This is a genomic window from Allobrachymonas chironomi DSM 19884 (genome assembly GCF_000374625.1).
Classification (GTDB): domain Bacteria; phylum Pseudomonadota; class Gammaproteobacteria; order Burkholderiales; family Burkholderiaceae_C; genus Brachymonas; species Brachymonas chironomi.
Map to the genome: position 1 here is coordinate 311,906 of NZ_KB894765.1, position 13,324 is coordinate 325,229.

Annotated in this window: 11 protein-coding genes; 1 reads left to right on the forward strand and 10 read right to left on the reverse strand. The window is 65.7% G+C overall.

Annotation, left to right across the window (positions count from 1 at the left end; genetic code table 11):
* Positions 1–35 precede the first annotated feature (35 nt).
* From C513_RS0101525 to C513_RS0101555, 7 genes are all read right to left on the reverse strand, one after another.
* Positions 36–833 carry an enoyl-CoA hydratase/isomerase family protein gene (locus tag C513_RS0101525; protein ID WP_018714259.1) on the reverse strand — a complete coding sequence of 266 codons (798 nt, stop codon included), beginning with the start codon at positions 831–833 and terminating at the stop codon, positions 36–38.
* Position 834: 1 nt separating this feature from the next.
* The gene (gene lgt / locus C513_RS0101530) at positions 835–1,656 is read right to left on the reverse strand and encodes a prolipoprotein diacylglyceryl transferase (protein ID WP_018714260.1); all 822 of its coding nucleotides are present in this window, start codon (positions 1,654–1,656) and stop codon (positions 835–837) included.
* 112 nt (positions 1,657–1,768) lie between these two features.
* On the reverse strand, positions 1,769–2,911 hold the full coding sequence (locus C513_RS14090) for an OmpA family protein (protein WP_018714261.1): 1,143 nt from the start codon (positions 2,909–2,911) through the stop codon (positions 1,769–1,771).
* A gap of 146 nt (positions 2,912–3,057) precedes the next feature.
* Positions 3,058–4,032, reverse strand: coding sequence for a S49 family peptidase (locus C513_RS0101540; protein WP_018714262.1), 975 nt, complete (start codon positions 4,030–4,032; stop codon positions 3,058–3,060).
* Between the two features lie 79 nt (positions 4,033–4,111).
* On the reverse strand, positions 4,112–4,471 hold the full coding sequence (locus tag C513_RS0101545; RefSeq protein WP_018714263.1) for a Rieske (2Fe-2S) protein: 360 nt from the start codon (positions 4,469–4,471) through the stop codon (positions 4,112–4,114).
* A complete protein-coding gene (locus C513_RS0101550; protein WP_018714264.1) occupies positions 4,468–5,127 on the reverse strand; it encodes an HAD family hydrolase in 660 nt (219 codons plus the stop codon). The genes C513_RS0101545 and C513_RS0101550 overlap by 4 nt, the downstream gene beginning before the upstream one ends.
* A 10-nt stretch (positions 5,128–5,137) precedes the next feature.
* On the reverse strand, positions 5,138–6,169 hold the full coding sequence (locus tag C513_RS0101555) for an RluA family pseudouridine synthase (RefSeq protein ID WP_018714265.1): 1,032 nt from the start codon (positions 6,167–6,169) through the stop codon (positions 5,138–5,140).
* Between the two features lie 624 nt (positions 6,170–6,793).
* On the opposite strand from C513_RS0101555, the gene C513_RS0101560 reads away from it, so the two are divergent.
* A complete protein-coding gene (locus C513_RS0101560; RefSeq protein ID WP_026320429.1) occupies positions 6,794–9,730 on the forward strand; it encodes an Rne/Rng family ribonuclease in 2,937 nt (978 codons plus the stop codon).
* Between the two features lie 235 nt (positions 9,731–9,965).
* Here the strand turns inward: C513_RS0101560 and C513_RS0101565 are convergent, their stop codons facing one another.
* The 3 genes from C513_RS0101565 to C513_RS0101575 are packed head-to-tail and all read right to left on the reverse strand — an operon-like array spanning position 9,966 to position 13,324.
* On the reverse strand, positions 9,966–11,309 hold the full coding sequence (locus C513_RS0101565) for a heme biosynthesis HemY N-terminal domain-containing protein (protein WP_018714267.1): 1,344 nt from the start codon (positions 11,307–11,309) through the stop codon (positions 9,966–9,968).
* A 3-nt stretch (positions 11,310–11,312) separates the two neighbouring features.
* The gene (locus C513_RS0101570; RefSeq protein ID WP_018714268.1) at positions 11,313–12,494 is read right to left on the reverse strand and encodes a uroporphyrinogen-III C-methyltransferase; all 1,182 of its coding nucleotides are present in this window, start codon (positions 12,492–12,494) and stop codon (positions 11,313–11,315) included.
* The gene (locus C513_RS0101575) at positions 12,491–13,324 is read right to left on the reverse strand and encodes a uroporphyrinogen-III synthase (protein ID WP_018714269.1); all 834 of its coding nucleotides are present in this window, start codon (positions 13,322–13,324) and stop codon (positions 12,491–12,493) included. Before C513_RS0101575 ends, C513_RS0101570 begins: the two co-directional genes overlap by 4 nt.

Here is a 13,324-nt window from a genome sequence, read left to right on the forward strand (position 1 = left end):
TTTGTGCGCAAGTTTTACAAAAGCCCGAGCAGGCTTCAGAATCGTGCCGGACGCTTGTCGATAAAGGCCGTGATGCCTTCGCGGTGCTCGGGACTATCGGCATAGTCATAGGCGCTGGCACATTGTGCGTCCAGCATGGCGTCGGATGCCTGCATCCAGGTGCGCATCATCTGCTTGTGCATGCGTGCGGCCGCCGGGGACAGGCGCATCACGCGTGCCACGGTCTGCTGGATATCGTCCTTCAGCGTGGCGGCATCGGCATGCAGCCGGGTCAGGAAGCCACGTTGCAACATGGCACCGGCATCGTACAGGCCGGCTTCGAGCAACATGGAGCGCGCCAGCGTGGGGCCGAGCACCTGGGCGACCAGTGCCGCCTCGCGCGGGGCCATCGGAAAGCCGAGCTTGCCGATCGGTGCGCCATAGCGGCTGTCCTGTGTGGCCAGGCGGATATCGCAACAGCTGGCGATCTCGACACCAGCCCCCATGCAGTTGCCCTCGATCGCGGCAATGACCGGTGCGTCACAGGCCAGCATGGCTGACAGGCCACCCCAGACTTCGTTCTCGTGGAAGTGGCGCAGACTGCCGGTTTCGAAACGGAATCCCGCGTACTCGGAAATGTCGCCACCGGCGCAGAAGTGCCCTTCTGCACCCTGGATCACCACGCAGCGCAGCGGGTCAGCGGCCAGCGCCTGCTGCTGCAGGTGCAGAAAGACTTCGCGCAACTGTATCCACATGCCACGCGACATGGCGTTGAACTTGCCCTGATGCCGCAGCGTGACCACGGCATGACGCGCCCCGGCGGTCTCCTCGACCAGCAGTGTCACTTCGGCCATGTCAGACTCCCGGGCGCGCGAAGTGGCGATCGGACCAGATCCACAGTGCCATGCCGCCCAGAATCATCGGGATGCACAGCCACTGGCCCATGCTCAGACCCATGGACAGCAGACCGAGGAAGTCGTCGGGCTCACGGAAGTATTCGGCAATGAAACGGAAGACGCCATAACCCAGCAGGAACAGCGCAGCTACCTGGCCCGGCTTGCGCTCCTTGCGCGCATACAGCCACAGGATGATGAACAGCAGCAGGCCTTCGAGCAGGAACTGGTAGAGCTGGGAGGGATGGCGCGCCATCATGCTGCCGCTTTGCGGGAACACCATGGCCCAGGGCAGCGACGGGTCTGCCGTACGGCCCCAGAGCTCGCCGTTGATGAAGTTGCCGATGCGCCCGGACGCCAGGCCGGTAGGCACACAAGGGGCTACAAAATCAGCGACCTGCAGCCACGGGCGCTTGCGCGAGCGGGCAAACCAGGTGAAGGCACCCAGCACCCCGAGCAGGCCGCCATGGAAACTCATGCCACCCTGCCAGATCTTGAAGATGTCGAGCGGGTTGGCCAGATAGTAATCGGGCTTGTAGAACAGGCAATAGCCGAGACGACCGCCGATGACCACGCCCATCACGCCAAGGAACAGGATGTCCTCGACATCGCGGCGCGACCACGCCCCTTCGCCCTGGATGCGGTTGTAGGGCGCGTGCTTGAGGCGCATGGTGCCCAGCACATAAAACAGGACGAAGGCCACCAGGTAGGTCAGGCCGTACCAGTGAATGGACAGTGGCCCGATCTGCAGGGCCACGGGATCGATCTGGGGATACATCAGCATGGCGACAATGGTAACAGCGCCAGCTGTCACAGCCGTGACCGACTCGCTGCCGAATGTAAAAAACGGACGGCCCCGCTTGCGGGGCCGTCCGTGGCGTCAGGAGCGCAGATGCTTATTCGGCAACCACGTCCACGCGACGGTCGTGGGCCAGATTGCCGCTGGCGCCATCGGTCTGCACCGGCTTGCGCAGCTCGATGGCAGATTCCGGCACGCCCTGGGCTACCAGGTAGGCCTGCACCGCCTGGGCACGCTTCTTGGACAGCTCGGCGTTCAGGGCCGCATCACCACGCGGGTCGTTGTAACCGCTGACCACCAGCTTGCGGCCCTGCTTGCCCAGTGCCACGATGTCGGCAGACACGGCATCTGCTGCTGTCTGGTTCACATCGGTCTTGCCAGTCGCGAAGTAGACCGACAGCACGCCGTTCTCCCAGGTCACGGCATCGTCTGCCAGGGCGGCAGCGCTGGCCGGTGCAGCCGGTGCGGCGGAAGCAGCTTCGGAGGCCGCCAGCACAGCTGCGGCTGCCTCAGAGGCCGGCTCGGTAGTGCTGACCGCTGCAGGCGCCGTGGCGCTGGCAGGTGCGGCAGACGGCACCTCATTCGGCTGCTGACCGCACATGCGCAGCAGCAGCAGGGCCACCGCAGCCAACGCACCGATCCACAACCACTTCTTCCAGCCACCGCCGGAAGCGGCCTGCTGCACGGGAACTGCTGCCTGGCTGACGGCTGCGGGAGCCGCCGCCAGAGAGCCCAGACCCAGGCTGGACAGCAGGCTGCCATCCAGCACGCGGGAGAGGAAGCCCTTCTGCTCATTCAGCATGCCGACGAACTGCGGCTTGGTCATCTTGCCGGTCTCGACTTGCGAGCGCAGTGCGCCCAGCACCAGCGGCAGCGCGGCCGACAGCAGGCTGCCACCCTGCTCCGATGTGATACCGGTCTTGCTGCCGAGCAGGCGCGCCAAGCCGGCCGTGTCGTTGTCGCCAAACAGCAGGCTCAGCCACTTGGCACCTTTCTCCAGCAGGGAAGGCTCGATACGGTCGTAGCTGGCGTCGACCTGCGGGCCGGTGACCAGGTTGAACAGGCGGGTCATGCTGTCGCCGGAGTCGGTCTGCGATACCAGCTTGCCCAACAGTGCCGGCACGGCCAGGGCCACAGAACGGCTGGCCGTATCGCCAGACAGGCCGAGCTGGCCCTGCAGATAATCGGTCAGCAGGCCGGTGGCCTTGGCCTTGAGCACGGAAGTCAGATCAATCGACATGGTCTCTCCTGGAAAAAAGTCAGGACCGGCAGCCAGACTACCGGCAGAGTGTTTGCTCAGACAGGGATGTCTGACGCTGCAGTGTAATGGCCTATGCCGACAGGTGCATGTCAGAAAATGGCGATGATGTGCGCTTTTTCACACCATCAGCGCCAGCTGCCCATGCTGCCCAGCGCCTTGACGGCACCTTCGCCCACGGCAGAGCCGAAACGCCGCGCCAGGCGCTCGGCCACATTCTGGCGCTGGGTGTAGTCCACCACGCGCTCGAACTTGGCCACTTCACGCGCCACAAAGCTGGTGTTGCCCAGCTTGTCGGCCAGGCCCATGCGCACCGCCTGCTCGCCGGTCCAGACCAGGCCGGAAAACAGCTCGGGGGTTTCCTTCAGACGGCTGCCGCGGCCTTCGCGCACCACCTGGATGAACTGCTGGTGGATCTGGTCGAGCATGGTCTGCATGTGCGCCTTCTGGCCCTCGTCCAGCGGGCTGAACGGATCCATCAGGCCCTTGTTGGTTCCGGCCGTGATCAGGCGACGCTCGACTCCGAGTTTTTCCATGGTGCCGGTAAAGCCGAAGCCGTCCATCAGCACGCCCACGCTGCCGATCATGCTGGCCTTGTCCACGTAGATTTCGTCGGCCGCAACGGCAATGTAGTAGGCACCGGAAGCGCAGGTGTCAGACACCACGGCATAGAGCGGCTTGTTGTATTGCTTCTTGAGGCGGATCAGCTCTTCGTTGATGATGCCGGCCTGCACCGGACTGCCTCCGCCGGAGTTGATGGCCAGCAGGACGGCACGCGAGCCCTGGTCGGCAAAGGCCGCCTCCACGGCCGGCAGGATGTTGCTGGCGCTGGCATCGGCTCCGTCAGCAATCTCGCCACGGATATCCACCATTGCCGTGTGCGGTTCGGTCACCTTGCCCATGCCGCTCGGGGTGCGCTGGAACAGCATCCAGGCCAGCAGGACGAAGAAAGCCAGCCAGGCCATGCGCACAATGGTGCGCCAGCGGCGTGCTGCCTGCTGCTCGCGGATGGAGGCCATCGCGATTTTTTCCAGGGTGGTGCGCTCCCAGTCCTGCTTGCGCGGAGGGACCGGGATCAGGGAATCGTCTTGGGGTTCGGACATGGAGGCTTGGAATCAGAAAATGGGAACCGGAAACGGCCCGTTGCCGCCCTGGCGTGCAGCCATTGTAGGGCCTGCCCTGTCAGCTTGCAGGCCGGATGTCGGCATCGGGTGTCCAGAACACCTGGCCGTGTTGCTCGATCACCTGTACCCGCTGCAGGCCGCCGTTGCACGGGCCGGCAGCGCAGGCCCCACTGGCCGGATCGAACAGCGCACCATGGCTGGCGCAGATCAGCCACTGGCCGGAGGCATCGAATACACGGTTCGGCATCAGGTCCAGCTCCATGGCGACATGGGTGCAGCGGTTCAGCCAGGCATGCAGCCGGCCCTCGAAGCGCACCACGAAGGCACGGCACGGATAACCCTGGTGCAGCACCTCGAACGGCCAGGCGTCTCCACCGTCGACGATATCGGTCGAGGCGCAGAGCGGAATCGCCTTCATGCGGATGGTTGCAGCAGGCAGCTGCGCAGCTCGGCCACGCTGTGCACCACCTGCAGCGGCTGCCAGCGATCAAAACCGCTGGTGCCGTGGGCACCGTAGCTCACTGCCACGCTGGCACAGCGGGCGTTGTAGGCCAGTTCCAGATCGTGCGTGGTATCGCCAATCATCAGTGTGCGTCCGGGCGGCACGTCAAGCTCGTCCATCAACTCCAGCAGCATCTGCGGATCCGGCTTGCCGGCGGTCTGGTCGGCGGTGCGCGTGGCATCGAACATGCGCGTCAGGCCGACTGTTTCCAGTGCCTCGTCCAGCCCGCGCCGGCTCTTGCCGGTGGCCACGGCCAGCTGATGGCCTCGGCTGCGCAGTTCGTCCAGCAACTCGGTCACGCCATCGAACAGGGTGATGTCATTGATATGGCGGAAATAGTGCGTGCGGTAGCGATCGGACAGTTCGCGGTAGCGCGCCTGCGGCACATCGGGGGCGACCTGACGCAGTGCATCCAGCAAGCCCAGGCCGATCACGTAGCTGGCCTGTTCACGCGTCGGGCGGGTGCCGCCCACATCTTCCACCGCCTGCTGCAGCGCCAGGGTGATGCAGTTGGTGGAATCGAACAGGGTACCGTCCCAGTCGAAGCAGATCAGGTCGAAGCGGTTTTGCATGGTGTTGCCGTCAATCCTTGTGAGGGGGTGTGGAGGGGCCTGCTGCGGCCTGCTGTACGAATCCGGCCAGCGCGGCTTCCAGTGGCTGCTCCAGCTGCACCACTTCGCCCGAGGCCGGATGGGTGAAACGCAGCCGCCAGGCGTGCAGGAACATGCGCTTGAGACCGGCCTTCTGCAGGTTGCGGTTGCGCTCGAAATCGCCGTATTTCTCGTCACCGGCAATCGGATGGCCGCTGGAGGCCAGGTGCACGCGGATCTGGTGCGTGCGACCCGTCTTGATGGTGACTTCGAGCAGCGTCATCGCTCCCAGCGGATGCGCCAGGCGCTGCGCCACGCGTACCAGCGACACCGATTTCATGCCTTCGGGGTCGTCGCGGGTGGTGGCGCGCACGCGGCGCTCGCCTTCCTGTCCCGGCTTGCCCGGCAACAGGAACTTGCGCAGCGGGGTATCGACCACCTTGCGATTGTCGGGCCAGTCGCCCCAGACCAGTGCCAGATAGGTCTTGCCTGTCTCGCGCTGGCGGAACTGGTCCTGCAAGGCTGTCAGGGCCGAACGGCGCTTGGCGATCAGCAGGATGCCGCTGGTTTCACGGTCGAGCCGGTGCACCAGCTCCAGGAAGCGTGCCTGCGGCCGCGCCCGCCGCAGCTGCTCGATCACGCCAAAGCTGACACCGCTGCCGCCGTGCACGGCCACACCGGCCGGCTTGTTGACCGCCAGCACATGCTCGTCCTCGAGCAGGGCCGGGAATTCACGCGGTGGCGTGGCATCGGGCTGTCCGGCGGTGGCACGCTGCGCCACGCGCACCGGCGGCACGCGCACCACATCGCCAGGCTGCAGCCGGCTGTCGGCCTGGGCACGCCCCTTGTTGATGCGGACCTCGCCGCTGCGGATGATGCGGTAGACGTGCGTTTTCGGCACCCCCTTGAGTACGCGCAGCAGATAGTTGTCGAGACGCTGGCCTTCGCCATCGTCACCGACCTCGAGATATTTGACGCCGGGTGCCGCTACATTGCCGGCATTCGCCCCTATAATGTTTTTCACTGTGAAAGTCTGTCCGATAGGCCGTGCCCAATAGCAACTAGTGTAAGGCACAAGCCCCTGTAGCGGCTTTCCAGCAAGTCCATGCCACTGGCGGGGCTGCCTGCAGACCGGATGCCAGAGTCATCCGATGGCACCAGCTCCCTCCAGCCCAGGCTGACGCCCCAGAAACACCATATTGGAATATTTTCCGCCTGACTGGCTCCATGCCAGCGCAGGCGGTCGGATGAATGCAAGTGCGCGGCATTTTGCTGGCTTTTTCCCTCCTGTCTACCGGACTGTCCTCCGTGCTGCGCCTTCCCGTGCGCCTGGCAGCGGATGACCGTGGGCAGGAAACCCAGCCCCTGATCAACCGCCCCGTCATGGCTCTCCGCCCTGCTCCCTTCCCTGCCGTCAGACGGCACGGAGGTGCACGGTCACCTGCGCGGCAACCCGCCCGCGTCACTGCATTCCTCCACGCGCCTACCCTCCCCTGTCCGGCCCTGTGGCCTGCGTGACGGAGTCTCCCGGCAATTCCCTTCCGTTTCCGGCGTTTGCCCTGGCATGTCAGCAGCAGCTGCATCGTGCCGCTGCTGCATGTCTGTAACTGCATAGCATGAGCCTGCGGGCTCAGGAAGGAAACGCATCATGAAACGGATGCTGATCAACGGCACCCAGTCGGAAGAACGCCGGCTTGCCATCGTCGACGGCCAGAAGCTGCTCGACTACGAGATCGAGATCGAGGGGCGTGAACAGCGCAAGGGCAATATCTACAAGGCCGTGGTCACGCGCGTCGAGCCCTCGCTGGAAGCCTGTTTTGTCGATTACGGCGAAGACCGCCACGGCTTCCTGCCGTTCAAGGAAATCTCGCGCCAATACTTTGCCGATGGCGTGCCGGTCAGCCAGGCGCGTATCCAGGACGTGATCCAGGAAGGCCAGGAACTGCTGGTACAGGTCGAAAAGGAAGAACGTGGCAACAAGGGCGCTGCCCTGACCACCTTCATCAGCCTGGCCGGCCGCTACGTGGTGCTGATGCCCAACAACCCGCGTGGCGGTGGCGTCAGCCGCCGTATCGAGGGCGAGGACCGTGCCGAGCTGAAAGAGGCGATGGACCAGCTCGAGTACCCGAAGGGCATGAGCATCATCGCGCGTACCGCCGGTATCGGCCGCAGCGCGCCCGAACTGCAGTGGGACCTGAGCTACCTGCTGAAACTGTGGGAGGCGATTGAAGGGGCTTCCGGCGACGGCAAGGGTGCCTTCCTGATCTACCAGGAGTCCAACCTGGTCGTGCGGGCCCTGCGTGACTACTTCAGCCCGGAAATCGGCGACATCCTGATCGATACGGATGACATCTACGAGCAGGCGCACCAGTTCATGAACCACGTGATGCCGGAGCACGCATCCAAGGTCAAGCGCTACCGCGACGATGCCCCGCTGTTCAGCCGCTTCCAGATCGAGCACCAGATCGAGTCGGCCTACTCCCGCATCGTGACGCTGCCGAGCGGCGGCGCCATCGTGATCGACCACACCGAAGCCCTGGTGTCGGTGGACGTCAACTCGGCACGCGCCATCAAGGGCAGCGACATCGAGGAAACCGCCACCCGCACCAACCTGGAGGCCGCCGATGAGGTGGCGCGCCAGATGCGTCTGCGTGACCTGGGCGGCCTGATCGTGATCGACTTCATCGACATGGACGAGCAGAAGAACCGCCGCGAGGTGGAAAGCCGCCTGCGCGATGCCCTGCGCCAGGACCGCGCCCGCGTGCAGTTCGGCACCATCAGCAAGTTCGGCCTGCTCGAAATGAGCCGCCAGCGCCTGCGCCCGGCCCTGTCCGAAGGCGCTTCCATCCCCTGCCCGCGCTGCGGCGGTTCCGGCCACGTGCGCGATACCGAATCCAGCGCGCTGCAGATTCTGCGCATCATCCAGGAAGAGGCGATGAAGGACAACACCGCGGCCGTGCACGCCCAGGTGCCGGTCGAGGTCGCCTCCTTCCTGCTCAACGAGAAGCGCTCCGAAATCGCCAAGATCGAGCTCAAGCAACGCGTGCATGTGATGCTGGTACCCAACAAGGGCCTGGAAACGCCGCACTACCGTCTGGAACGCCTGAAGCACGACGATCTGCGTCTGGACAACATGGATGCCAGCTACAACCTGGCCGAAGAGATCGAGGATCCGACCGCCGTCACGCGCCGCTCGCAGGAGCCGACCAACCGCCAGACGCCGGTGCTGAAGAACTTCCTGCCCGAGCCGCCGGCCGTGATCACGCCCGAAGTGGTCGCCGAGCCGGTTGCCGCTGCCGCTCCGGCAGCGCCTCAGGTGGTCGAGGAGCCGGGCGGCTTCGCATCGCTGTGGCTGAAAATCAAGCGCATGTTCGGCTGGGCCGATCCCGAGCCGCAAGTGCAGCCCGAACCCGTCAAGCCGGAACCCGAAACCAGGCCGGCCGACAAGTCCGACAACCGCCGTGGTGGTCAGCGTGGCGGTCGCGGTGGCCGCAGCAACGGCCAGCGTAACGGCCAGCGCAGCAGCCGTGGCGAACGCCAGGAAGACGGCAGCAGCCGCTCCGAAGAGTCCCGTGACAACCGTGCGCCGCGCAACGAGCAGCAAGGCGAGGCACGCCAGGAACGCAGCGGCTCCGGCAATCGCAACCGTCGTGGTGGTGAACGCTCCTCTTCCACGGAACGCAACGAATCCGGCGACAACCAGCAGCAGCAACGCAGCGAGCGTCGCCAACCGCGCCAGCCCCAACAGCCGGTGGCCGACAACAACGAGGTGCTGGCTGCCGGCGTAGCCGCAGCAGCCGTGAGCGCAGTTGCCGCTACCGAAGCCAGCGCCAGTGACAGCGTGGCAACGGCCACCGACACCGGCAGCGCTGACAGCACCGAACAGCGCGAGCGTCGCGAACGCCGCTCGCGTGACCGCTATGGCCGCGACCGCCGCAACCGTGGCGATCGTGGCGATCGTGCCGAACGGGCAAGCACCAGCGAATCGCAGGATACGGACAACAGCCAGGACACGGCTGCCGATGCATCTGCTCCGCGCAGCTACTTCTCGGCCCAGGCGAATGCCCCGGTACCGGGTCTGGCCCTGTCGGCCCCGGCGAGCAGCGCAGAGTCTGCACCAGCAGAAACTGCGGCCGAAGCTGCTGCCGAGCCGGTCACTACTCCGGTGATCACGGCTCCGGCAGAAACAGCCGCGCCCATGGAAACCGTCAGCGAAGCGGCTCCGGTTGCCGAAGCCCCGGTCCAAGCCCCCGCCCCGCTGGTCATCTCCAGTGCGGAAACGGTAACTACCGTTGCCGTGGCGGAAGTGGTGGAAGCTGGCGAAACTGCTGCCGCGCCCGTCGCCTTCACCCTGCCGCTGGAACAGCTGCAGCAGGTTGCCGATCAGGCCGGCCTGGTCTGGGTGCATTCCGATGCCGACAAGGTCGCAGCCGTGCAGGCCGAGATTGCAGCCACGCCCAAACCGGTCCATGTGCCGCGCGAGCGTCCGCCGCTGGTAGCGCTGGACGAAGGTCCGCTGATCCTGGTGGAAACGCGTCGCGATCTGGCGGCCCAGCCGCTGCCGTTCGAGCAGGCCGCACAGTAATGCGCACCTGCTGACAGGAGATATCCCCCTGCTCAGGCCTTCCAGACGGCCACTGCATGCAGCAGTGGCCGTTTTTTCATGGGTACGACATGGCTGGGAAGGCTGCTATCGGTCCACGCCCGAAGCCAGCCGCCACGCTCAGGAGCAGTCGGGAACGGGTATGCCTCCGGGTGTCTGGCGGTGGCCTGGCCGCTCGGTCGGCCCGAAGACCAGCTGTACGCCTGAAGAGATGCCTTCAGACCGCCGTGGTGGCGGCCTGCTTCCAGGCCTCGAGCGCCGCAGCACTGTCCGCGCGCTGCTCGGCCAATCGCGCCAGGGCCATCCATGCCTGGCGGCGCAGGGCCGGAGCCTGCTGCAGACCCGGCAGGGCCTGCTCCAGCAGCTGACGGGCCTGATCCGGCAACTGGCGTTGCAGGCAGGCCAGGCCATCGAGATACTGCAGTTCCGCCTGTCTGGGATGGCGCTGGCGGGCCTGTTCGATACGCTGCAGCCAGCCGGCATCCAGGCTGTCCAGGGCATCTCCCAGCAACAGCAGCACGGATTGGCGCTGGCTGGCAGCAAGCGCATCCGGCTGTTCGACCAGCTGTTCCCAGACCGGCAGCAACCATTGGGCAGACTGCGCCGACGAACCACCCAGCAGCTGCAGACGCTCCGTTGCGGCCAGGGCAATCGCCGGGACGCTGCGCTCCTGGGCATCCAGCGCACGCCAGTGCTGCTGCAGTTGCGCCACATCCTGGGCCGAGCGCAGCCAGTCAGCCGCCAGCTGCTGGATCAGGGCCTTGCCGGCCAGTTCCGAAAACGCCTTGTGTCGTACCAGCACGCGCGCCGTTTCGAGCGCCTGATGCGCATCACCGATTTGCTGGGCGGCACGCAGGCGATAACGCAAGGCCGCCATGCGGCGACCGGCTCCCTGTGGCAGCTGGTCCAGTTGCTGCAGTGCCTTGTCCGGCTGGTGGCTGTCGAGCGCCCAGCGTACCGATCGCAGCAGCAGGCCTTCGCGTGTTTCGGCGGCGGCAGACCCCTGGATCTGCTGCCCCTCCTGCTCGGCACGGAGCTGACAGGCATCGCGCCAGTCGGCATCCTGCATGCGCTGGCTGCTGTCTGCCATCAGGCTGTGCGCCAGCGTGCGCAATTGCATGCGGTAGGCCGGAGCCACTGCGTGTGGCGGCGTTTTCCTGCCCGATACGACGGGTTCCGCCGGTTGTATCTGATCCGGCTTGCCATACAGACCTTCATCCTGCTCCAGCGCCTTGCCGGCAGCCGTGCGGGCACGGCCATAACGACCGGCCATCTGGTAGGACATGGCATCGAGCAGATGACCATGCATGGCGCGCTCCTTCTGGTGCGTACGCCAGCGCTGGGCCTGCTGCGGCAGACTGGACAGAATTTGCACGCCGCGCAGCAGTGCAAAGCCCAGCAGGAACAGCCCGACAATGACGGCAACGATCAGGTTGAGCGAGAGGTCAATCGCGCGGGTCGGCGACCAGTAGACCGTGACCACGGCCTGATTGCCACCGGCCAACAGGGCCAGCAGCGTTGCCAGCAAAAACAGCAGGACCAGCCAGAGCAGCGCGCGCATGGGTCAGTTCCCCGTGGCGGCAGAAGCAGCAGAAGCCGCTGCGGAAGCCAGCGCTGCCGAAGCAGGTACCGTCGCCGCTACCGCTGGCACAGCAACCGGGGCACTCAGGGCTGCCGCATTTTGCGCGGCGGTCAGCGCGGCCTGGGTTTCCCGGATGGTCGGCATCTGGACCGCATGGATGTTGCTGCCGATTTCCTCCAGCTGCAACAGCGAATCACGCACGACCTGCGCATCGGACTGGAAATAGCGGCTCATCATGGCGCGTACCTGCTGCACGTCGCTGCGCGCGATTTCAGGCTGACGCGCCAGCAGCGCCATGCGGGCATTGAGCAGCTGCAGCTTGATATTTTCACGCAGGTAGTAGCCCTGTTGCGGCTGCAGCAGCGCGGCATCGCGGCTTTCGATGGTGCGCACGCGCACCAGATCGGAGAAGGTATCGCTGACATGGGCCCAGGCCTGTTGCCACCAGGGCGCATCGGCCGGCAGGCTGGCAACGCTGCTGGCCTGCGCCTGCCAGGTGCGTTCGTTCAGACGCACCAGATCGCTTTGCAGCGGCATGGAATCGATCTGACGCAGCACGCCATCGATACGGCCCAGCAGCATGGTCACATCACTCTCGCTGGTCTGGCGCAGGCGCTCGATATCGCGGCCAATGCTCTGCTCCAGCGGCAACAGCTTGGGTTGCGCCGCCTGGCGGAGGCGGTTTTGCGCACTGACCAAACCGGCCAGCAGCGGCTGCACCCCTCCAGTCAGCTGGGTCTGCTGCCAGCCCATCTGGATGGCAGCATCGATATCGACCAGCAGGTTTTCATCCTTGGCACGGGCCAGGCCCTGCAGCACACTGTCCACCTGGGCATTGCGCGCCTCGAATTCTGCGACCTTGGCGGCAAACAGCGCAGTACGCGCCGTTGCTTCCTGGCCCTGGCGGCTGGCCAGCCCGGCTTCGGCCTGCAACTCGCTGGCCTGGCGATTCATATTGGCCACCTGGGTGGCGATCTGCTGCTGCATGCGACGCGCATCCTGCCAGAGATAAGCCACACCGGCCACCGCCAGCAAGGCCAGGATCAGCGCCAGCACCAGACCCACGCGCGCCACTGCCGGCATGCCGTTGCGCGCATGTACGGGAACAGCGCTCGCAGGCATCGGCGCGGGAATGGCAGCTTCGGTCTGGTCGGGAGTCGTCATAACAGCGATTGTATCGACTGGGCCACGTCCGCAAGCACGGGGCGTGCCTGCTGCAAACGCACAAATCCATGGCGACGGGCATTTTCGGCAATGCGTGGATGGGTTGCCACGGCCACATCACCTGACCAGTCATGCGCGGGTAGCAGGGTCACCGCATGCTCCAGTGCCTGCGAACTGCTCCACAGCCAGATGCAGCGCCGCCCCTGCAGCTCCCGGAGCAGCGCGGCGGTGAAAGCGGCGCTCCAGTCGGGCGGCTGGCGCTGGTAGGCGACGACCGTATCGACGCTGACGCCGGCGGCCTGCAGCTGCTGCCCCATCCAGTCACGGCCAGCCCCCTGATCTGCCTGCTGCCCGGGCAGCAGCTGGTCGGTACCGCGCACACGCAAAATGCGTTTACCCTGCTGCAGCGCCTGCGCGATCCGCGGCTGGATCAGCGGCCAGAGTGTTTCGGAGTCGAACTGGGCGGCATCAGCGGGCGGACTATCGATGCCTGCAGCGGGGACACCAGCCTGCAGCAGCGCATCGCGCGTCCCGCGACCGGGAGCCCAGGCACGTATGCCGGACGCCTGCCAGCGCACCAGGGCATCCGGTACTGCCGCAAAGAACCCCGTCACGGCCGGCACGCTGACAAAATAGGCTGCAACCAGCTCCGGCAATCTGCTCCAGGCCTGTTGCAACTGCTGCTGATACCCCGGCGCATGCACCGGAGCCGTGACGATCAGCGGCAAGGGGCGGATCTCCGCCCCGGGCAGCAGCTGCTGCAGCTGCGCCGTCCAGCGGCCGGCCTGTGGCTCGGGCCGGGTGACCAGCACCAGCGGACGCACGGACAT